Source organism: Neisseria sp. P0001.S005 (genome assembly GCF_051963715.1).
Window position 1 is genome coordinate 1 of the sequence record NZ_JBQCTZ010000048.1, and the last position, 21,494, is coordinate 21,494.

At 50.0% G+C, this 21,494-nt stretch carries 16 protein-coding genes; 3 read left to right on the plus strand and 13 right to left on the minus strand.

Annotated elements, in window-relative coordinates:
- The 4 genes from argC to ACTHSP_RS08295 all read right to left on the minus strand — a co-directional run.
- The coding region (gene argC / locus ACTHSP_RS08280; RefSeq protein ID WP_440345941.1) for an N-acetyl-gamma-glutamyl-phosphate reductase at positions 1-954 on the minus strand (954 nt) is incomplete at its 3' end.
- 383 nt (positions 955-1,337) lie between these two features.
- Positions 1,338-3,032, minus strand: coding sequence for an ABC transporter ATP-binding protein/permease (locus tag ACTHSP_RS08285; protein WP_314511345.1), 1,695 nt, complete (start codon positions 3,030-3,032; stop codon positions 1,338-1,340).
- A 137-nt stretch (positions 3,033-3,169) separates the two neighbouring features.
- The gene (locus ACTHSP_RS08290) at positions 3,170-5,377 is read right to left on the minus strand and encodes a TonB-dependent siderophore receptor (RefSeq protein WP_440345942.1); all 2,208 of its coding nucleotides are present in this window, start codon (positions 5,375-5,377) and stop codon (positions 3,170-3,172) included.
- A 427-nt stretch (positions 5,378-5,804) separates the two neighbouring features.
- A complete protein-coding gene (locus ACTHSP_RS08295) occupies positions 5,805-8,009 on the minus strand; it encodes a TonB-dependent siderophore receptor (RefSeq protein WP_314511349.1) in 2,205 nt (734 codons plus the stop codon).
- Between the two features lie 316 nt (positions 8,010-8,325).
- Here ACTHSP_RS08295 and serB point away from each other — a divergent pair, with 316 nt between their 5' ends.
- Entirely contained in the window at positions 8,326-9,156 is an 831-nt protein-coding gene (serB, locus tag ACTHSP_RS08300) for a phosphoserine phosphatase SerB (protein WP_314511351.1), read from the plus strand.
- A 71-nt stretch (positions 9,157-9,227) separates the two neighbouring features.
- On the opposite strand, the gene lpxH is transcribed toward serB, so the two are convergent.
- The 6 genes from lpxH to rpsT form a co-directional block, all read right to left on the minus strand.
- On the minus strand, positions 9,228-9,938 hold the full coding sequence (lpxH, locus tag ACTHSP_RS08305) for a UDP-2,3-diacylglucosamine diphosphatase (RefSeq protein WP_440345950.1): 711 nt from the start codon (positions 9,936-9,938) through the stop codon (positions 9,228-9,230).
- Between the two features lie 153 nt (positions 9,939-10,091).
- Positions 10,092-11,477: a PIG-L deacetylase family protein gene (locus ACTHSP_RS08310; protein WP_440345943.1), complete on the minus strand. Its 1,386-nt coding sequence runs from the start codon at positions 11,475-11,477 to the stop codon at positions 10,092-10,094.
- Between the two features lie 238 nt (positions 11,478-11,715).
- The gene (aspS, locus tag ACTHSP_RS08315; RefSeq protein WP_440345944.1) at positions 11,716-13,524 is read right to left on the minus strand and encodes an aspartate--tRNA ligase; all 1,809 of its coding nucleotides are present in this window, start codon (positions 13,522-13,524) and stop codon (positions 11,716-11,718) included.
- Positions 13,525-13,588: 64 nt separating this feature from the next.
- Entirely contained in the window at positions 13,589-14,290 is a 702-nt protein-coding gene (locus ACTHSP_RS08320) for a DUF502 domain-containing protein (protein ID WP_314511360.1), read from the minus strand.
- A gap of 152 nt (positions 14,291-14,442) precedes the next feature.
- Positions 14,443-15,582, minus strand: coding sequence for a phospholipase A (locus tag ACTHSP_RS08325; protein WP_314511363.1), 1,140 nt, complete (start codon positions 15,580-15,582; stop codon positions 14,443-14,445).
- A gap of 169 nt (positions 15,583-15,751) precedes the next feature.
- Positions 15,752-16,015, minus strand: coding sequence for a 30S ribosomal protein S20 (gene rpsT, locus ACTHSP_RS08330; protein ID WP_002212556.1), 264 nt, complete (start codon positions 16,013-16,015; stop codon positions 15,752-15,754).
- A gap of 308 nt (positions 16,016-16,323) precedes the next feature.
- Between rpsT and ACTHSP_RS08335 the strand changes: the two genes are divergently transcribed.
- Positions 16,324-17,475, plus strand: coding sequence for an extracellular solute-binding protein (locus ACTHSP_RS08335; protein WP_440345945.1), 1,152 nt, complete (start codon positions 16,324-16,326; stop codon positions 17,473-17,475).
- Positions 17,476-17,550: 75 nt separating this feature from the next.
- Here ACTHSP_RS08335 and ACTHSP_RS08340 read toward each other — a convergent pair whose 3' ends face one another.
- On the minus strand, positions 17,551-17,982 hold the full coding sequence (locus ACTHSP_RS08340) for an EamA family transporter (protein ID WP_440345946.1): 432 nt from the start codon (positions 17,980-17,982) through the stop codon (positions 17,551-17,553).
- 178 nt (positions 17,983-18,160) lie between these two features.
- On the opposite strand from ACTHSP_RS08340, the gene ACTHSP_RS08345 reads away from it, so the two are divergent.
- Entirely contained in the window at positions 18,161-19,837 is a 1,677-nt protein-coding gene (locus tag ACTHSP_RS08345) for a formate--tetrahydrofolate ligase (protein ID WP_440345947.1), read from the plus strand.
- Between the two features lie 65 nt (positions 19,838-19,902).
- On the opposite strand, the gene ACTHSP_RS08350 is transcribed toward ACTHSP_RS08345, so the two are convergent.
- Positions 19,903-20,832 carry a glycosyltransferase family 2 protein gene (locus tag ACTHSP_RS08350; protein ID WP_440345948.1) on the minus strand — a complete coding sequence of 310 codons (930 nt, stop codon included), beginning with the start codon at positions 20,830-20,832 and terminating at the stop codon, positions 19,903-19,905.
- 128 nt (positions 20,833-20,960) lie between these two features.
- On the minus strand, positions 20,961-21,494 hold a 534-nt coding region (locus tag ACTHSP_RS08355; RefSeq protein WP_440345949.1), incomplete at its 5' end, for a class II fructose-bisphosphate aldolase.

Sequence of the window (21,494 nt, forward strand, 5' to 3'; positions counted from 1 at the left end):
AACCAAGTTGTCGATGACGGAAAGAACAATCCACACATCGTCTTGATCGGGCGCTTTTTGAACGCTGATACGGCAAATATTGGCGCCGCGCACGCTGCGAGTTTCGGGTGTCGAGCCTGAAGGCAGGATATCGACAAAAGGACTGTCGCGGTAGTATTCGCGCAGCAAGGCTTCAGGGTCGGTGTGTTCTTGCAGGTGCAGATACAGGGTGGCGTGCATGCCGCGTATCATCGGAACAAGGTGTGGCACGAAAATCAGGCCGTCTGAAACATGGTCTTGAAGTCCGGACAGGGTTTGTCGGATTTCAGGCAGATGGCGGTGGCCGCCGACGCCGTAGGCTTTGAAGTTGTCGCCTGCTTCGCACAATAGGGCATGGGTACTGGCTTTGCGGCCTGCACCGGAAACACCGGATTTACAGTCGGCAATCAGAGGCGCGTTGGCTTTCAGACGGCCAGCCTGAAGCAGTGGCAATAAGGGCAGGGAAACGCAGGTAGGGTAGCAGCCCGGATTGGCCACCAACATGGCTTTGGAGATGTCGTCTTTGTAAAGTTCGCACAAGCCGTACACTGCTTGGGAAACAAGTTGCGGCGCGGCATGGGTCATTTTGTACCATTTTTCCCATGTGGGGATGTCGCGGATGCGGAAGTCGGCAGACAGGTCAATCACGCGTACGCCTTTTTCGACAAGGGACGGTGCTTCTTTCATGGCTACGCCGTTGGGCGTGGCAAAGAACACGAGGTCGCAACGGTCAAGCCCGGCATCTTCAGGCGTTTGGAATGCAAGGTCGTAAATGCCGCGCAGGCTGGGAAAGTAGTCGGCAACCGCAATACCGGCTTCGCTTCGGCTGGTGACGGTAGTGACTTCTGCGTTGGGGTGGCTGCTGAGCAGGCGCAACAATTCAACGCCTGTGTAACCGGTTGCACCAACGATACCAATTTTAATTTTTGTGGTCATGGTGTGGCTCCTTTGTAGAGGTAACAATGCATTTGATTATATAGTAATTAATTGCCGTCGGTCAGCGGTGCTTGTGCCAAGCTTTGCAATAGAGGGTTAAACAGGCCGTCTGAAATATGGGATTAACGATATTGGAGAGAGGATTTCAGACGGCCTGAGCGTTTGGAAAACGCAGTTTGCGGTTCGATTTGTCTGTTGATTTGTGGTGGGTGTTTCGTCTTTATCCTATCCATACGAACACAAAATAAAAATGTAAAAAAATGCCCCCGGGTTGGAGGACCGGAGGCAAGTATCCAAGGAATAGCTCTCATCAATAAGAACTAGTTACTTGGTACTATATTCCTTGTTAGAGTTGAAAGCAAGTACTTTGCACATTTTAACATTTAAATAATTTTTTCATTCAAATTCAGGGAACTATCAAACAGGGCTTGAATCTTGGGTTGGTGGCTGATGCCGATGACCAAAGTATCGGGCAAATGTTGCTTGAGGGTCTGCATCAACATCAGGGCGGATTCGTCATCAAGCTGGTTGGTGGCTTCATCTAGGAACAGGATTTGCGGTTTGTGCAGCAGTGCGCGTGCAAGGCTGAGGCGTTGCTGTTCGCCGCCGGAAAGGATGCCGTGCCATTCGTGTGAAGTGTCCAAATCGTTCATCAACGTGTGCAGCCTACCCGTAGGGCTGCTTAAGCCGACTTGTTCCAAAACGGTTTGAATCAAATGGTCGTCTTGGCAGGCCGCATAGGGATAGCTGACAGTTTGACGCAATGTGTCCGCAGGCAGGTAAGGGCGTTGCGGGAAAAACAGGCGGCTGCCTTCAAGGGAAAAACTGCAGTGATAATACGGCCATAAACCGGCAAGCACGCGAAGCAGCGTAGATTTGCCGATGCCGCTTCGTCCTTCAAGCAATACCCATTCCGGAGAACGGGCTTGGAGGTGAATATCAGTAAGCAGGGGGCTGCCGGTTTGGGTGTGGACGGTAAGACCCTGTAACGTAACTTTACCGCTTGGGTGCAGGGTATCCGTTTGCGCTTCTAGAGCAATGTGTTCTGCTTGTTCCAAGGCCGTCTGAAAACCGGCAAGCCGTTCGATGACTGCCGCCCATTCAATCAGGCGGCGGTATGCATCGGTAAACCAGCCAAAACTGTCTTGAACGCGGGCAAATGATGTGCGCGTCTGCATCATGTCGCCGAAGGTCATGGTTTTGGCGAGGTACATGGGCAGGGTGGCAAGAATGGGGATGAAGATGCTGATGCGCACATAGGTCGCCCAAAAGGTTTCTTGGCGGAATTCGCAGTTGGTCAGCCGTCGCCAGTTGTCGCGGATGCGTAGATAACGCTGTTTCAGACGGCCTGTTTCGGCTTCGCCGCCGTTGTAGAAGGCGATTTGTTCGGCATGGTCGCGTACGCGTAAAAGGGCTGCGCGGTAGTCGGCTTCGCGGTGCTGGCGGTCAATGTTGAGGTTTTTAAGTTTGCGGCCGACAAGATGGGCGATGATGGTGCTGAAGATGGAATAAATCAGTGCAACCCAAACAAGATAGCCGTAAACGGTAATGCTGTATCCGCCGATGTTGAAAGTCTGTACGCCGGAGAGCGTCCACAGTACGGCGACGAATGCGCTGAATTTGGCAACGTTGTTGATGAAGGAGCGAAAGAGGCTGATGCTTTTGTCGGCAAGCAGGTAGATGTCTTCAGCGATACGTTGGTCGGGGTTGTCCGGTTCGTCTGTCAGGCGCAGGCGGTAGTGTTTGTAGCCTTCGAGCCAGTTTTTTTGAAATTGATCGGTCAGATGGGTGCGCCAACGGAAGATGAGGCGTTTTTGCAGCCAGTCGGCACAAACGATACAGCCGATAACCATCGCCATATAGCCGAGGTATTCGACAATGAGTGAAGGCATGGATGCGCCGTCAAACGCGGCCAGCGCGTCGTAGAAGCGTTTGTCCCATGCGGCAATCCAAACGCTGATGGTGATGGAGAATAGGGTAAACCCTATTAAAACGGCGAGCATCAGCCATTGGAGGCGACCGTGTGCCCCCGACCAAAAAGGGCGGGCAAGGTAAAAGAATTTTTTGAGCGTATTCATGATGAATGCTTGTGAATGTGCGTGATAGGCCGTCTGAAAACAGAATTTTGCTTTCAGACGGCCTTGTTTATAAGCAATGATTGGTTTTTATATGCTTTTGAAGAGTAGAGGAAAATCTACTTTCGGTTTGCCGCTATTTACATTTTCCACTTCAGGCTGAACACGGCGTTGCGCGGTTCGCCGTAGAAGCTGCCGCTGTTTAAGCCGCGGCTGTATTGGTTTTCGTAGTAGCGTTTGTCGGTCAGGTTGTTGACTGCCAGCCCCAGTTGCAGGTTTTTGCTCGGGCGGTATTGGACGTTAGTGTTCCAAATGGTGTAGCCGCCTTGCTTGATGGAGCCGTAGGAATTGGCGGTTTTGCTACTGCTCTTCAAGCCAAGACCGACTGTCCATTTGCCGTCATTCACCGGCAGGACATAGCTGGTGTAGAGGCGGAACATATGCTTCGGTGTATGGCTGCTGAAGTTGTAGCCTTTTCGGCGTGATTCAACATTGCCGGTAACGCTGCTGCGGTTGGTGCTGAGGTTGAAGGTGTAGCCTGCGTAAACTTGCCAACGGTCGCTCAGGCTGCCGGAGATTTCGGCGTCCAAGCCGCGGCTGCTTTGGTTGAGCGGTTCCCAGTAGGCGTGCGGTTTGGCATTGACGCGTTGGTTGTTGTTGTCTTTGTCGGTGCGGTAGAGGGCGACCGAGGTGTTCAAACGGCCTTCGTTCCATTCGCCTTTCCAGCCGAGTTCGTAGTTGCGTCCCATAATCGGCGGCAGCAGGTTGTCATTGTAGTCGCGGTTCATTGTTTGTTTGAAGATGGACGTATAGGCGGCGTAAATACTTTGTTTAGGCGTGATATCGTAAGTGATGCCGGCATAAGGAACGAAGCGGTTGCGTTTGAGCGAGTCTGAGGAACCTGCTGCCCCGTCTTTGAGGTCGCGATCCCAATAGTAGTCGCGTTTCCAGCTGGTATAGCGTCCGCCTGCGATGATGTGCAGTTTGTCGGTGGGATTGATGCGCGCGCCCAAACCGAAGGCATGGGTAGTATAACGGCCGTCGCCGCCACGGGCTTTGGCTGTGGCAGAATCCCAATCGGGTTTAGCTTTCTCGCTGCCGTTAAAGGCATCTGCGTCATAGTTGCTGCTGTCGTTGGGCCAGCGGTTGCTTGAATTCACGTTCTCTTTGGAATAGCTATGCATGAAGAAGAGGTCGTGATTTTGGCCGAAAGCGAAGATGCGGCCGGTCAGGTTGTTTTGGAAAGTGAACTGGCGGTTGCCTGCATCGTAACGGTCGAAGCTGTATGTGGTTCCCAGGCCGTCTGTGCTGATGCCGTTACCTGTGCCGCCCAGCGTGTAATATTCTTTTGAACTGGTGTTCTTGCGCCAGTCCAGTTTGCTGCTCAGTTTCCAGTTGTCGTTGAAATAATGTTCTAATTCGGCAAAAAGATTGTATTTTTTCAGGCGGGCTTCGTTCCAATCCGCACCCAGATAGCGGCTGCGTTTCCACTCTTTGCCGTCTGCACGCATCGGCAGGCCGTCGGGGTCGGGTGTTTCGGTTTGGTTGAGATAGCTTGCGCCCCAAGTAAGTTTGCTGTTGTCGCCGATGTCTTTGTCCATCACGCCATACAGAAGGAGGTCGCGGCCGCCAGATTGGTCTTTGAAAGTTTTGTTACTGCCAACCGAGCCGACAAAGCGTCCGCGCAGGCCGTGCTCTTGGCTTAAGGTACCGGATGCATCAAAGACACTGTTTACTTTGCCCCATGAGTTTGCCATCAAATCGGCGGAAAGCTGGCGTTTTGCAGTCGGCTTTTTACGGACGGCGTTTACCGTGCCGCCGGGTTCGTTGTTTGCCTGTGTCAAACCTGCCGCACCGCGCACCACTTCAATGTGGTCGTACATTGCCATATCGGTTGCACTGGTCGGGTCGCCGGCCGGGCCGCCTAAGCCGAATCCGCCGGGAGAGCCGAGTTGCGTGGCAATGCCGTCTTCTTCAAACTGTTCGATAAAATAGCCGCGCGACATGAAATGCGTGCGTCCGCCGCTTTTGAAAACATTGATGCCTGTAGCGTTTTGCAAGGCACCTTCTAAGTCGGTAATGCCTTGGTCTTCAATTTGTTTTTTAGTAATGACGCTGACAGATTGGGGGATTTCCCGCGGAGAGAGCACCAGCCCTGTGGTTGAGCGCAGGGCGGATACTGTGTAGCTGTTTTGACTTTCAGTGCGCAGGCTTTTGTTTTTACCCACTACGGTAACTTGTTCCACTTCAGCCTGTTGTACTTCTTCGGCAGCTTGTACGGCTTGGGGTAGTGCGGCAAGGCAGAGGGCAAGTGTGCTCAGTTTGAATAGTTTTTCAGAATGATGCATTTGATGAGGTCCTTGATAAAGAAAGATCTGTTTGTTTTTAAATATTGGCGGCAATATCTGTTTAAATTGAGCAGTTATTTTTTATAATCCGTTTTGTTTTAAAAATTAAATTTAAATCTCCGAATCATTTTATTTGATTCAATTTCGATTTTGCCAAACCATCGGGTCAAAAAAAGGTTGCCGCCGGAAAGGGAGCCGTTGGCAACGAATGGAGGTGGTAATGCAATGAAAGCTAGACACAAAGGGTAGTATCAAACTAGCCATAAATAACTATATCGAAACGGTGAAAAAAATCAACAGGAATTTTTTTCGGTTGAGAAAATTTTTTAGACTGTTTGCTTTATATCAAGGTTAAAAGAGTTTGATTGGAAAAGGCCGTCTGAAAACGGAAAGAATCGGTTTCAGACGGCCTTTGAATCAAGTGGGATTAGAACTTGTAATCGACTTTGAACATGACGTTGCGCGGTTGGCCGTAAATATTGTTAATGCCCATTGTGCGAATACGGTGGTTTTCATAGTAGCGGCGGTTGCCCAAATTGCTGCCAATCAAACTGAGGTTGAGATTTTTGGTCGGTGTGTAATGAACATCGGCATTCCAAAGCAGGTAGCCGCCTTGGCCTACATTCCACAAACTGTTGGTTTTACTTTGTACGGTCATGCCGCCGCCGATGGTCCATTTACGGTCGGCAAAGGGGAGGCGGTAGCTGGTGTACAGGCGGAACATATGTTTGGGCGTATGTTTGCTGAAGTTTGTGCCGATGGGGTAACGCGCCCCTTCGCTTTCTTTATATTTGCTCATATGGAAAGCGTAGTTTGCCGATATTTTCCAATCTTCGGTGAGGTCGCCGGAGAGTTCGGCTTCAAAGCCGCGGCTTTGAACTTTGCCGATGGCCTGATATGCCCATTCGCCCATAGCGTTGCGTTTATCTAAATCATACGGACGGTTTTTTTGAATGATTTGGTAGAGGGCAAACGAGCTGTTGAGCCTGCCGTTGCCAAACCAGTCGGATTTAAAGCCGATTTCGGTATTGGTACCGGTAATCGGGTTCAGGAGGTTGTTGTCCATATCGCGGTTGGTCTGCGGTTTTTTGATTTGGGTGTAGTTGGCATAGAGGCTGTGGTTTTTGTCGACATCGAATGTAATGCCCAAGTAAGGGACAAGGCTGGATTTTCGGTATTCGGACAGTTTGCCTGTTTTGCGGTTGTCGAAGTCGTATGCCCAGTGTGTGTAACGCAATGCGCCTAAAATGTGGAGTTTGTGCCAAGGGGTAAAGAGAACGCCTGTCGATACGGCATGGTTGGTGATGGTACGTTCGGTATCGGTATAGTTGGCGTTGCCGCTTGTCCAATCGGTGCGCGCCACGCTCTTCCAGTCGTAATCGAAAATATTGTATTCGTTAGAGGTACGGGCTTTCCATAGGTTGTAGGAGCTGTTGTTTTCCCGTGAATAAGTGTAGTTGGCAAATGCCTGCTGTTCGTTGCCTAAGGCTTGGAATTTGCCGGATACGCCGGTTTGGAAGGCAAATTGTTTGCCGGTATTGTCGTATTTTTGGATGTTGTCGGTTGCACCGGTAAAAATACCGTTCTGTCCGATACCGGCGAACCTGCCGCCTGTATTGGCTGCGGTGGCGAAGTTTTGGGCGGATGAAGAACGGTTGTAGTTGAGCTTGCTGCTCCATTTCCAATTGTCGTTGATTTGATGGTCGAATTCGGCAAAGACATTGCGTTTGTAAAAGCGGATTTGATTCCATTCCGCGCCCAGATAGGTATCTCTCGGAAGGTTAAGGTCAAAGCCATTGCCCATCGGTACGCCGTAAAAATCGGGTGTTTCTTCGGTGCGTTGGTACAGGCCGCCAAGTGTGGCTTTGCTGTTCTCGCCGATATCGGCCTCTAAAATCCCGTACAGCATTTGGCCTTTGGTTGGGTTTTTGTCTTGGAAAGTTTTATTGCGCGTCAGGCTGGAAACCAAACGGCCGCGGACGCTGTGACTGCTGTTTAAGCTGCCCGATACGTCGCCGATCAGGCCTGCTGCGCCGAAACGGTCGGCCATAAAACTTAAGGTTGCCTGCGTATTGGCGGTCGGACGTTTGCGTACGGCATTGATTGTGCCGCCGGGTTCGCTGTTGGATTGGGTCAGACCGGTCGGACCGCGGACAACTTCGATATGGTCGTAGATGGCCAGATTGCTCATGCTTTGGGGATCGTTGTACGGGTTGCCGGACGAACCTGCCACGGTAGTGGATAAGCCGTCTTCTTCAATTTGATCGATGTAAAAGCCGCGCGACTGATAACGCCAACGGCCGGAATCGGGAATTACGTTGATGCCGGTTGTGGTTTTTAAGGCTTGTTCCATATTGGTCATGCCTTGGTTATCCAGCTGCGTTTTGGTAATCACGCTTACCGACTGCGGCGTTTCTTTCAGAGACAAGGCAAGCCCGGTGGTGGTACGCATGGCTGAAGTTGTGTAGGAATCGCGGTTTTCGGTGCGGGTGGAACGGTTTTTGCCGGTTACGTTGACGGTTTGCAGCTCGGCAGTTTGTTCGGGCCGAGGCGTTGCAGTGTTTTCTGCTAAGGCTGTGTAAGGCAGAGTGGCAACAATGAGTGCTAATGTTTTAAGGGTTGGTGCGTTCATGAACGTCTTTCTATAATTGGAATTAAATTAAAATAATAATAATTATATTTTACAATAATTTTGTTATTTTGTAATTTAAGAACAAGGTTTTGAGGGTTTTTAGCGGATTTATGTTGTTTTTATGGTTTTTGAAGGTGTTTTTGAAATTAAACTAGCTAAGGGAATCAAGCGACAGGCCGTCTGAAAATTTTCGGGGTTGTTCGGCTATAATGCTGTTTTGGTTTTTTAAGGCATTCGCAAAAATACGGTTTCGGGGTTTTAGGCTGAATGTGTACCCGATATGTTTGCAAAGGTTTTGGGGTATGAGGAGAATGAGATGAAGAAAGTTTTGGTGTTGCAACATGGGGATTTGGGCGCGTGCGACTGGTCGGCATTTGGCGGTTTGGTGTCTGCACCATTAGGAAAGTCGGTATTGCGTCTGCCGGTTGATGATGATTTTGAATTGACGGACGAGATGCGGGCTGCGTTGATTGCGCAGCAGATAGATGGTGCGGTGTTGCCGGATGTGGCTTTTGCTGATTTGGGACTGATTATTAGCGATATGGATTCGACGCTGATTACGATTGAGTGTGTGGATGAGATTGCGGCCGGTGTTGGACTGAAGGATGAGGTGGCAGCGATTACGGAGCAGTCGATGCGCGGCGAGCTGGACTTTGAGCAGTCTTTGCGCAAGCGTGTGGCTTTGCTGGCCAGTTTGGACGAGCGCGTGTTGGAAGAGGTGTACGAGAATGTGTTGCAGCTGTCGCCGGGCGCGGAATTTTTGTTGGAAGAGTGTAAACGGAATGATGTGAAGTTTATGCTGGTGTCGGGCGGATTTACGTTCTTTACGGAACGCCTGCAACGGCGTTTGGGCTTGGATTTTCATTTTGCGAATGTGTTGGAAGTGGAAAACGGCAAGCTGACAGGCCGTCTGAAAGGGCGGATTATCGATGCGCAGGCTAAGACGGATTTGTTGCGTGAATACCGTGAGCGTCTGGGTTTGGCTCCGTGGCAGGTGGTGGCGATGGGCGATGGTGCGAATGATATTCCGATGATACGGGAGGCGGGATTCGGTATTGCTTATCGGGCGAAACCAAAAACTGAGGCGAATGCGGATGCGTGCGTGCGCTTTGGTGGTTTGGAGCGGATACGCGGTTGGTTTGCGTAAACTGTTTGAGGATGTTTGTCAGTCAGGCCGTCTGAATAATCGGGAAACCGGTTTTCAGACGGCCTGATGTTTTATAAGGCGATAAAACGGTAGCCTTCGGCATTGACTTCGAGAATGGAGGCGTAATTGTCGCGCCAGTCGCCGAGTACGATGCGGGTGTAATCGGCATTGCGGTGTATGTTTTCGCGGTGGGTATGGCCGTGGATGAGCAGGGGCGTGCGGAAGCGTTGGACGGTATCGTGGGTAAAGGCCGGATTGACGTCCATGATGTCGGCGGTTTTGTGTTGCTTGTCCTGTTTGCTTTGCTTACGGATTTTGGTGGCGATGTTCAGCCGGAGTGTGAGCGGCAGGAGCAGGAACAGGCGTTGCAGCCATTTTTGATGGACGGTACGGCGGAATTTTTGATAAGAATGGTCGTCGGTGCAGAGGGTGTCGCCGTGACAGAGCAGGGTAGGAGTGCCGAACAGGTCGATAACGGCGTACTCGGGCAGTAAGGTCATGCCGGTATCGCGGGCGAAGGTTTTGCCGATGAGGAAGTCGCGGTTGCCATGGATAAAATAGCAGGCGACACCACGCTCGGTCAGACTGCGGATGGTTTGCTTGATGGTTTGAACCAAAGGGCTGTTTTCGTCATCGCCGATCCAAAAATCGAAAAGGTCGCCAAGAATGTATACGGCTTGGGCGTGAACGGCTTTTTCTTGGATAAATTTCTGGAAGAGTGCAGTTAGTTGAGGATGGGATTCGCTCAGGTGCAAATCGGCGATGAAGTAAATCGGCATGATGATGTGGGACGTGTGGGAAGGGTTTTATTATAACTTGGGTTGTCGCGTTTGGATTTGGGCTTGGTGTTTTTCGTTTGTAATGCAGTGATTTTATTGTTTTGATTCGGTGTGATAAAGGCCGTCTGAAACATCTTTTCAGACGGCCTTTGTGGTTTATTGGGCTTTGCCCTGATAGGTGATTTGTTTCAGCGTCTCTTCTTGGTACAAGTCGCTGATGGGGACGGTATAGAAGAATTCGTTGCTGCGGACAAAGCGGTTGACCAAGTCTTTGTCGAGATGGAGGACGTGGTGTCGCAGTTTGTTTAGGCCTTTGAATATCATGGTGCTCCAACGCATATAGCCGTCTGAATTGGGGCGGATGTCGTTCATGGCATCAAGGGCGAGGAGTTTGCGGTTTTGTTCTTCTTTATCCAAAGGATGGGAATAGATGCTTTGGAAGTAAAACGGTTGCTCGGAGGGCGGCGGCAGGCTGAGGGAAGAACCTACTTTGCCGATAGGGAAGTCGTCGCTCAGATAATGTATGGTGTGCAAAAACAGATTGCCGCGGCGGTAATTGATTTTGCGCAGGGCTTCGATGGCGGCCAGCGCAGTATGTTGGTGGTCGGGATGCGCATCGATATTTGGGGACGGCGTCACGATAATATCCGGCTGGAACGTTTCTATCAGATAGCCAAGGTTGTCCACCAAGCTGGTCCAAGTCGAGCCGGGCTTGAGGTGCTTCGCCAATGAGGAGGTATTGGCACGGCGGAAAATATCGATATCGGTCGTATCGATTTTGGTCGATTTAATCTCTTTTTCCGGATTTTGGCGCATGGCGGTCAATGTGCTGTCGAAGTAGCCCAGTTGCAGGATATTTTCAGACGGCACTCCGGCTAAAAGGGGAACGGTCAGGCTGTTCCAAACGCGCATCCTGCCTTTTTGCAGATATTGTGCCTGAGTGTCGCAGTCGCATGTGCTGTAAAGATTGCCATAGTGGAAGCTGCCGCCTTCGCTGGCAGTTAAGGTGCAGATCATTGAATTGGCGGCGTGTTTTTCATACAAACCGTATGCGCTTAATTCGGCATCGTCAGCATGAGGCGCGAGGACAAGGATTTTTTTGCCGTCGAGGTTTTCACGCGGATAAACAGAGAGTTCGATTTCTTGATCGGGCAAGGTTAGGTATTTGCCTTCCAGGCGGATGGTTTTGTCGTTGTCGGAGAAAGTATCGCTCAGATTGATATAGCGCACGCCTTTTGCACCGTATTCGAAATATTGCTTCCATTTGCCTTTAGATGAAATGGTTTCAACAAAAGGCAATGCCAGCAATCCTACCCAAGTGGATTTGATACGGAGTTTGGCAATAACGGTATCTTGCCCGCTGATAGCAGCGGGTAAAGTCAGGCTGCCACCCTTGAGGGTAGCATGCGCGGTAGAGGGAAGGGAGGGATAGTTATAGTCTTGGTGTGTGTTGTAGGCAAACTGTTTTTTATGAATAATTGAAGTAATAATAAGCAATGTAACAAAAAAAGTCAGTATCAGCCCCGTTAGTATTAGAAACATTGTCAGGTTCCTTTATCGTATAACAGCTATGATATTGCTTGCGAAGCCTATTTGTTTGTTTTTCTTACAAACGGTTGTTTTTAATACTCTAACGTCATTAAGGTGAACGTTTAAAATAAAACAGTTTGTGGATTGATTATATATAAACGACTAAAATGTAGAAAGGCCGTCTGAAAAATTTGAAAGAAATTTCAAAAATTTCAGACGGCCTTGATATTTTAAAGGTTAAGCCGGTAAATTATGCTTCTTTTGTTTCAACTGTTTTCTGACGCAGACGCAGGCCCAACTCGCGAAGTTGTTTGTCGTCGACCACATTAGGTGCATTTGTCAGCAGACATTGTGCACGTTGTGTTTTCGGGAAGGCAATCACGTCGCGGATAGATTCGGCACCGGTCATCAGGGTAACCAGACGGTCGAGACCGAATGCAAGGCCGCCGTGAGGAGGTGCACCGAATTTCAGGTTGTCCAAAAGGAAGCCAAATTTCTCTTGTTGCTCTTCAGGGCTGATTTTCAGCGCGGCAAACACCTTTTCTTGTACGTCTGCGCGGTGGATACGGATAGAGCCGCCGCCGATTTCCCAGCCGTTCAATACCATGTCGTAGGCACGGGCTAGGCAGTTTGCAGGGTCGGAAACCATCAGGTCTTCATGACCTTCTTTAGGCGCGGTAAACGGATGGTGTACGGCAACGTAGCGGTCGGCTTCTTCGTCGTATTCGAACATTGGGAAGTCGACAACCCACAAAGGCTTCCATTCGTCTACGAAGTAGCCGTTGTCTTTGCCGTGTTCCAAGCCGACTTTAATGCGCAATGCGCCGATGGCTTCGTTGACGACTTTGGTTTTGTCCGCACCGAAGAAGATAATATCGCCGTTTTGTGCGCCGGTACGCTCGATGATTTCTTTTAGGGCATTCTCAGACAGGAATTTCACGATTGGAGATTGCAGGCCGCTGTCTTCGCCGTTGGAGAGGTTGCTCACATCGTTTACTTTGATGTATGCCAGACCTTTCGCGCCGTAGATGCCGACAAATTTAGTGTATTCATCGATTTCTTTGCGGCTGAATTTCGCGCCGTTCGGTACGCGCAGAGCGACCACGCGGCCGCCTTTCATGTCGGCTGCGCCACGGAAAACTTTGAATTCTTCCGTTTTCATCAGGTCGGTCAACTCGGTAAATTTCAAGTTGATGCGCATGTCCGGTTTGTCAGAGCCGTAGTAGAACATGGCTTCAGAGTAAGGCATGCGTGGGAAGTCGCCCAAATCTACGTTCAAAGCATCTTTGAAGACTTGTTTGGCCATGCCTTCAGTGATGTCCATGATTTCATCCTCGTTCAAAAACGAGGTTTCCAAGTCGATTTGAGTGAATTCAGGTTGTCGGTCGGCACGCAAGTCTTCGTCACGGAAACATTTGGTGATTTGGTAGTAACGGTCGAAACCGGCCACCATCAGCAATTGTTTGAATAATTGTGGAGATTGCGGCAGAGCGAAGAATTCGCCCGGATGAACGCGGCTTGGTACGAGGTAGTCGCGTGCGCCTTCCGGAGTGGAGCGGGTCAGCATCGGCGTTTCGATATCGATGAAGCCTTGTGCGTCCAAGTAGCGGCGAACGCCCATAGCGACTTGGTAACGCAGGCGCAGGTTGCGCTGCATGGTAGGACGGCGCAAGTCGATAACGCGGTTGGTCAGGCGAACGTTTTCGCTGATGTTTTCATCGTCGATTTGGAACGGTGGCGTAGCGGCAGCGTTCAAGACTTCGATTTCTTTGGCAAGGATTTCGATTTTGCCGGAAATCATTTTGTCGTTAGTTGTACCTTCAGGACGGTTGCGTACGCGGCCGGTAATGCTCAAGACGTATTCGTTGCGGGAAGAGTCGGCAGCGGCAAATGCTTCCGGAGTGTCAGGGTCGATAACGACTTGAACGATGCCTTCGCGGTCGCGCAGGTCGATAAAAATCACACCGCCGTGGTCGCGTCGGCGGTGTACCCAGCCTTTGACGGTAACGGTTTGGTCTAAGTATTGCTCGCTGATAAGGCCGCAATAGTTGGTACGCATAAAATCACCTTTTTATATTGTTCAATTTGAAAAGAAGGAAAGGACGTCTGAAAAAAAGAAGACCTTAATTGTTGTGTTTGGTATCACCGTCTTCAGACGGCTTTTGGGCGGGTAGGGCTTTAACCGGTAAGTCGTCCGGCATCACCATGCCCAGTGAAATCACATATTTCAATGCCTGATCCACACTCATGTCCAGCTCGCGAACGTCGCTTTTTTTAACCATGATGTAATAGCCGCCGGTCGGGTTGGGCGTGGTTGGGACGTAAACGGAAATATAGTCGTCGTCTTGCGGCAGGCTGCCTTTGAGTTTGTCGGGGATATGGCCGGAAACAAAGGCTATCGTCCAAATGCCCGGTTGCGGAAAGGGAACCAGTACGGGGGTTTTGAACGAGCGGCTGCTGTCGGAGAGCAGGGATTCGGAAACTTTTTTAACGCTGGAGTAGATGGATTTGACGACGGGAATCCGACCCAAAAGGCTGTCCCATGCGCCGAGAATCCGTCTGCCCAATACGTTGGCGGCGAATACACCGGTAACGAACAAGACGACTGTGGCGGCGACGATGCCCAAGCCGGGAATGTTGAACCCCCAGAAATGCTGGGGCTGCCAGCTTTCCGGTAATAGGTTGATCAGTTTGTCGGCGGCGGAGATGATATAGCTCATCGCCCAGATGGTTACGGCAATCGGCAACCAAACCAGCACGCCTGTAATTAGGTATTTCTTTAAAGCCTTGGCGATTTTTCCGCTTTCGGCTGCGGCTTCTGTCATCTTTGTTTCATTCCGGCAAGTTTTGCCCAAACTTTGCATTATACGCGTTTGGACGCTAGGAAACGAGTATTTTAAACGAATGGCTTGTTTTGTTTCATTGTTTCAGACGGCTGCCTTGATTGCAAAGGCCGTCTGAAACAATATGAGGAGAATCAGATACCGTCCCAGTCGTTGAACATCAGGCCGAAGCCGATGCCGTTTTGTTTGTGGTTGTAATCAATCAGGCTTTCGCCGTAGCCGTGGAAGCCGCGGATAACGCCTTTGAGTTTGCCTTTGATGGGGAAAGTATAGGCCGCTTCAACGGCGCCGCGTCCGCTTTTCGGATTGTAACGCAGGACGGAATAAACATTTTGTTTGTCATTGAGGCGGTATTGGACTTTTAAGTCGCCGTAACCCATATACTTGTTGATGTCCGGATTGTCGTCGTCATCTCCTTTTTGGTCGAAGGCGCGCATCCAAACTCTAGGGATAACGGTCAGTTTGCCCCATTCCATGCCGGCCATGGCATAAACGCGGTTCCATGATCGCGATTCCGGGCGGCTTTGACCGTTGGATTGGTGAACAAAACCTGCGCCAACCATACGCAGTTTGCCGCCGAAAGGCAGGTCTGCTTTAACGGGTTGGGTAATGAAGATTTCAGGCTCGTAGTCGGTGTTGCGGAACGGTGCGGATTTGCGGCCTTGGTTGAAGATTTGCCAGTCGGATTTTTGGGTATAGCCAAACCATATGTCGGCACGGGTTTTGAATAAATCTTCGGCAATCTTGCTTTTGAAGGAAACCTGCATTTTGGTTTCGAGGCGTTTTTGCTCGCTGAATTTTTCCTGCGTGGTTACGCCGCGACTGGGGGATTCCGGGTGGTAGTTGGGGCTGCTATTGTACCAAACGGGCATGAGGTACATAGGGTTGTGTTCGCGTACGCTCAACAGGCCGCGTGTGTCGTTTTTATCCAAATCGTACATCAGGCTTAAAGGCGTGTAGCTGTCAGCAGTTTCGCTTAATACGTCGTCTGAAATATTCGGATGGGTAGGGTTGTCGAATACGATGGCCGCTTCTTTTTTCTCAATGCTCTTGCGCACGCTTTTTTCGAGGTCAACCGGTGTTTTGGCGGTTTCGGTTTGCGCTTGCGGCAGTGGGGATTGAGGGGGAAGTTGCGCCGAGTAGATGTTGTCGTAACACGCCAAACGGGTGGCGTTGTCTTGAATGGTGGTGCAGTGTAGGGCGGTATCGGCGGCGGCCAGTGGGGCGGCGGCAATGAATCCGATACTTAGGGAATGTTTCAACATCTTGTCCATGAGAGTTTCCGTTGTTTTTCAGATGGCCTGATGAAAGGGTAAATAGGTTTATTTAGTCGGTTTGGGCTGTGAATATGGCGATGCCCCTGAAAGGCAGGACCTCAGGGGCATCGTATCAGCTCGATTCATCCTGTTTTGATTGTCAGGATTTTCGGTATCTGCGTCAGTATTAAGCCAAAGCTTTTACTTTAGCAGACAGACGGCTTTTATGACGGGCTGCTTTGTTTTTGTGGAATACGCCTTTGTCAGCGATACGGTCGATGACTTTAACGGATTCTTGGTAAACTGCTTGAGCAGCAGCTTTGTCGCCGGCTTCAACTGCTTTCAACACTTTTTTCACAGCGGTACGGAATGCAGTACGCAGGCTGGCGTTGTGGGCGCGTTGTTTAACCGACTGGCGGGCACGTTTGCGGGCTTGTGCGCTGTTTGCCATATTGAATATCTCCTGAAAAATAAATTCTGTAAACGCGCAATTTTAAAGACAGATTTCCTTGTATGCAAGCTTTTTCTCTATAAACGCGCGCAAATCAGCCGTATTTTGCCCAAAAACGACAGCCGGTGCAACGCTTTTGGTAAAAAGATGGTGTTGCTTTGCCTTATTTCAATAAAAATCAGATGGATATTGCTTTGCGTTTGCTTACGTTTCCATTACAATAGCCTAACTCTGCGCTGGGGTGTTTATGGGGTGCAGGGTTTCTTATTTATTGACATTAACCACTCTTTCATCAGGAATCTGCCCGTATGAAAAAATCTGTATTAGCCGTATTAGCCGTATTGGCCGCATTGTCTTTGGCCGCGTGCGGCGGTGGCGAGAAAAAAGCCGAGCAACCTCAAGCAGGCAGCGCGCCTGCTGCCAATGCCGAGGCAGCCGCCACCGATACTTTGAATATCTACAACTGGTCAAACTACGTTGACGAAAGTACAGTCGAAGACTTCAAAAAAGCCAACAATTTGAAGCTGACTTACGATTTGTATGAAAACAACGAAACGCTGGAAGCCAAAATGCTGACCGGTAAATCCGGCTATGACTTGGTTGTGCCCGGTATTGCCTTCCTGCCACGTCAAATTGAGGCAGGTGCATACCAAAAAATCAATAAGGATCTGATTCCGAACTACAAAAACATCGACCCTGAATTGCTGAAGATGTTGGAAACCGCCGACCCGGGTAATCAATACGCCGTTCCTTATTTCTCCGGCGTGAACACTTTGGCGATTACCGCGAAAGGCAAGGAACTTTTGGGCGGTCAACTGCCTGAAAACGGCTGGGACTTGCTGTTCAAACCCGAATACACCAACAAGCTGAAATCTTGCGGCATCGCTTTGTGGGATACGCCGAGCGAAATGTTCCCAATCTTGTTGAACTACTTGGGTAAAGATCCTAAAGGCTCGAATCCTGAAGATTTGAAAGCGGCGGCAGAAGTTTTGAAAACCATCCGTCCTGACGTGAAACGTTTCAGCCCTTCCATCATTGACGAATTGGCGCGCGGCGACATCTGCTTGGCGGCAGGTAACGGCGGCGACTTGAACTTGGCCAAAGCGCGTTCTGAAGAAGTGAAAAACAATGTCGGCATTGAAGTGTTGACTCCGAAAGGCATGGGCTTCTGGATTGAATCTTGGTTGATTCCGGCCGATGCGAAAAACATCGTTAATGCCCACAAATACATCAACTACACGCTTGATCCCGAAGTGGCTGCGAAAAACGGTATCGCTGTAACCTTCGCACCGGCCAGCAAACCTGCACGCGAAAAAATGCCTGCCGAGCTGGTGAACACTCGTTCTATTTTCCCGAACGAACAAGACATGAAAGACGGTTTCGTCATGCCTCAAATGAGCGCAGATGCGAAAAAACTGTCTGTCAACTTGTGGCAAAAAATCAAAGTCGGTTCAAATTAATTGTGAGCTGATTGTTTGAAGCAAAGCAAAGGCCGTCTGAAATTTTTCAGACGGCCTTTTTTGATGTCCCAATCTTTATTGTTTCAAAGCCAAAGTCAATACGCCTGCGGTTACCAAGCCTAAGCCTATCCATTCCTGCGTACTTGGGCGTTCGTCTAAGAAAACGACGGCCATCAGGGCAACTAGGACCAGGCTGAATTTGTCGACGGGTGCGACTTGCGATGCGTTGCCCAGTTGCAGGGCTTTGAAGTAGGCAAGCCAAGATGCGCCGGTAGCGAGGCCGGATAGGATGAGGAATGTCCAGTTGCGGCCGGTAAAGCCGTTCACGCCCTGCCATTTGCCGGTGTAGGTTAAAAACAATACCAAAGCGGCGAGGATGACCAAGGTGCGGATAAAGGTGGCGAAATCCGAATCTATGCCCTGTAAACCCATTTTGGCGAAAATGGCGGTCAATGAGGCAAAGCCTGCCGATGCCAATGCCCAAAACAGCCATGCGTTGCTGCTCATATTTTATTCCTTTGTTTTAAATTGTTGACAATATGAATCCGCTTGTTGATGAAATATCGAAATTTTCACTGCGGTTTATCTTTGGAAAACGCTATAATAGAACTAATATTCTTTTTCTTCCAGCCGTCTTTATTATATTGTTTCAGACGGCCGTTCCCTCTCTCAATAAAGGAAAATCATGAGCTTCAAAACCGATGCTGAAATTGCCCAGTCTTCCACCATGCGCCCGATTGGTGAAATTGCCGCCAAGCTGGGTTTGAACGTTGACAACATCGAGCCCTATGGTCATTACAAAGCCAAAATCAATCCTGCCGAGGCATTCAAGCTGCCGCAAAAACAAGGCCGTCTGATTTTGGTTACCGCTATTAATCCGACTCCTGCGGGTGAGGGTAAAACCACTGTAACCATCGGTTTGGCGGATGCATTGCGCCATATCGGTAAAGATTCCGTTATCGCCCTGCGCGAGCCTTCTTTGGGTCCGGTGTTTGGTGTTAAAGGCGGCGCGGCAGGCGGCGGCTATGCCCAAGTTTTGCCGATGGAAGACATCAACCTGCACTTTACCGGCGACTTCCATGCCATCGGCGCGGCGAATAACTTGCTCGCTGCCATGCTCGACAACCATATCTACCAAGGCAACGAGTTGAACATCGATCCAAAACGCGTCCTGTGGCGTCGCGTGGTCGATATGAACGACCGCCAGTTGCGCAACATCATCGACGGTATGGGCAAACCTGTTGACGGCGTGATGCGTCCTGACGGTTTTGACATTACCGTTGCTTCCGAAGTGATGGCGGTATTCTGCCTTGCCAAAGACATCAGCGATTTGAAAGAGCGTTTGGGCAACCTCCTTGTTGCCTATGCCAAAGACGGTAGTCCTGTTTACGCCAAAGATTTGAAAGCGAATGGCGCGATGGCGGCATTGCTCAAAGATGCGATTAAGCCTAACTTAGTGCAAACCATCGAAGGTACTCCGGCCTTTGTACACGGCGGCCCGTTCGCCAACATCGCCCACGGCTGTAACTCTGTAACGGCCACCCGTTTGGCGAAACACCTTGCCGATTATGCTGTAACCGAAGCAGGCTTCGGCGCGGATTTGGGCGCGGAAAAATTCTGCGACATCAAATGCCGTCTGGCTGATTTGAAACCTGATGCGGCTGTCGTCGTCGCCACTGTCCGCGCTTTGAAATACAATGGCGGCGTGGAGCGTGCCAACCTCGGCGAAGAAAACCTCGAAGCCTTGGCAAAAGGCCTGCCTAATTTGCTGAAACACATTTCCAACCTGAAAAACGTATTCGGCCTGCCTGTGGTGGTTGCCATCAACCGCTTTGTGTCCGACTCCGATGCCGAGTTGGCCATGATTGAAAAAGCCTGCGCGGAACACGGCGTCGAAGTTTCCCTGACTGAAGTATGGGGTAAAGGCGGCGCGGGTGGTGCAGACTTGGCGCACAAAGTTGTCAACGCCATCGAAAACCAACCGAATAACTTCGGCTTCGCCTACGATGTCGAATCGAGCATTAAAGACAAAATTCGTGCGATTGCCCAAAAAGTGTACGGTGCGGAAGATGTTGATTTCAGCGCGGAAGCGTCTGCCGAAATCGCTTCACTGGAAAAACTGGGCTTGGACAAAATGCCGATCTGTATGGCGAAAACCCAATACTCTTTGAGCGACAACGCCAAACTGTTGGGCTGCCCCGAAGGCTTCCGCATTACCGTGCGCGGTATCACTGTTTCCGCAGGCGCAGGTTTCATCGTTGCATTGTGCGGCAATATGATGAAAATGCCGGGTCTGCCGAAAGTTCCGGCTGCTGAGAAAATCGATGTGGATGCAGACGGCGTGATTCACGGCTTGTTCTGATTTAGATTGATTTTGAAATAGACAAAGGCCGTCTGAAACCGAGGTTTCAGACGGCCTTTTATGATTTAAGTGAATTTCAACCGGCTTTTTAAGAAATTGAAGAAATTGTCTATCATGCCGAACATGGTATTGCGGTCTTCGCCAAACAATGAAATGTTGCGGTCTTTGCTGATTCTGTCATAGGCGGCAAAAATGGTTTTCAGCTCTTCAGTGGTCAAGCGCAGTTGCTTTTCGTACAAGATGCGGCTTAAGAGCGTTACTTCTGTCGCGTTCAAATCAGGGAAGAGATGACTGATCCACAACTCCATGGTGTATTGGACGGATCTGCTGATTTTGTCTTTTTTTTTGCTTTCTTGAGCTGTGTGTATCCTGTAAGACAACAAAGGCTCGGGCAGATTGGCAAAGGTTTTGCCATGTAGGGCGCATTGCACCCACATATGGAAATCGGGCGCGGTTTCCGTCGCGGTGTAGTTTATCCCAAGGTTTTTAATGCTGTCGTGCCGCCACATGGTGGTGGGGTTGAACATGTTTTGGGCGGCAAAGGAGAGAAAGGCTTTAATGTCTTTGTCGAGCAGGGGGAGGTCGCTTAAAACGGGTTCTCTTCCGGTTTGGTCATCAAAAAAGATGGTGGCTTGGCTGCCGACAATATCGATTTCGGGATGGCTGTCTAAAAACTGAATCTGTTTTTCAAAACGATCCAAGGCGCAAATATCGTCCGCGTCCATTCGTGCCACATATTCGACTTCTACGTCTTTGAGCATATCCATGGCAAATTGGCAGGCAAACGGCTCGCCCCTGTTTTCAGGAAGGTGGAAAACCTGCAAACGTGAATCTTTGGCTGCGTAAGCTTCGAGGATTTCGCCGGTTTTATCTGTTGAAGCATCATTGATGGCGATGACGAAAAAGTCACGGAATGTTTGATTCAATACCGAATCCAAGCATTCGGGCAAATAAGCTTCGGCGCAATAGGCCGGCAAAATAACGGCGAGTTTCATGTTTGCTTTCGATGTGTTTTGATGTGTAGTCGGTGGAAGATTTTACTATAAATTTCCCAAAAGCTAAGGCCGTCTGAAACCTTATTGCCAAGTTTTCAGACGGCCTTAGTGTTAATCCGATCTACGGATTATTTAACGATTTGGTTCAATTCGCCTTTGGCGTATTTGGTTGCCATTTTTTCCAAAGAAATCGGTTTGATTTTGTCGGCTTGGCCTTCGCAACCGAATGCGAGGTAGCGGTCAAGACAGATTTGTTTCATGGCTTCAACGGTTTTGCTCAAGTATTTGCGCGGGTCGAATTCGGCTGGGTTTTCTGCCATGAAGCGGCGGATGGCACCGGTAGAGGCAAGGCGCAAGTCAGTATCGATGTTGACTTTGCGGACACCGTGTTTGATGCCTTCGACGATTTCTTCTACGGGTACGCCGTAGGTTTCACCGATTTTGCCGCCGTGTTCGTTGATGACTTTCAGCCATTCTTGCGGAACGGAGCTGGAGCCGTGCATCACGATGTGGGTATTCGGCAGGGCTTGGTGGATTTCTTTGATGCGGTCGATACGCAATACGTCGCCTGTGGGCGGACGGGTGAATTTGTATGCGCCGTGGCTGGTGCCGACGGCAATAGCCAATGCGTCAACGCCGGTATCTTTAACGAAACGTACGGC

Coding starts and splice junctions, on each gene's coding strand:
- ACTHSP_RS08285 (WP_314511345.1), bottom strand. CDS start 3,032: ATGAATACGCTCAAAAAATTCTTTTACCTTGCCCGCCCTTTTTGGTCG.
- ACTHSP_RS08290 (WP_440345942.1), bottom strand. CDS start 5,377: ATGCATCATTCTGAAAAACTATTCAAACTGAGCACACTTGCCCTCTGC.
- ACTHSP_RS08295 (WP_314511349.1), bottom strand. CDS start 8,009: ATGAACGCACCAACCCTTAAAACATTAGCACTCATTGTTGCCACTCTG.
- serB (WP_314511351.1), top strand. CDS start 8,326: ATGAAGAAAGTTTTGGTGTTGCAACATGGGGATTTGGGCGCGTGCGAC.
- ACTHSP_RS08310 (WP_440345943.1), bottom strand. CDS start 11,477: ATGTTTCTAATACTAACGGGGCTGATACTGACTTTTTTTGTTACATTG.
- aspS (WP_440345944.1), bottom strand. CDS start 13,524: ATGCGTACCAACTATTGCGGCCTTATCAGCGAGCAATACTTAGACCAA.
- ACTHSP_RS08320 (WP_314511360.1), bottom strand. CDS start 14,290: ATGACAGAAGCCGCAGCCGAAAGCGGAAAAATCGCCAAGGCTTTAAAG.
- ACTHSP_RS08325 (WP_314511363.1), bottom strand. CDS start 15,582: ATGGACAAGATGTTGAAACATTCCCTAAGTATCGGATTCATTGCCGCC.
- rpsT (WP_002212556.1), bottom strand. CDS start 16,015: ATGGCAAACAGCGCACAAGCCCGCAAACGTGCCCGCCAGTCGGTTAAA.
- ACTHSP_RS08335 (WP_440345945.1), top strand. CDS start 16,324: ATGAAAAAATCTGTATTAGCCGTATTAGCCGTATTGGCCGCATTGTCT.
- ACTHSP_RS08340 (WP_440345946.1), bottom strand. CDS start 17,982: ATGAGCAGCAACGCATGGCTGTTTTGGGCATTGGCATCGGCAGGCTTT.
- ACTHSP_RS08345 (WP_440345947.1), top strand. CDS start 18,161: ATGAGCTTCAAAACCGATGCTGAAATTGCCCAGTCTTCCACCATGCGC.
- ACTHSP_RS08350 (WP_440345948.1), bottom strand. CDS start 20,832: ATGAAACTCGCCGTTATTTTGCCGGCCTATTGCGCCGAAGCTTATTTG.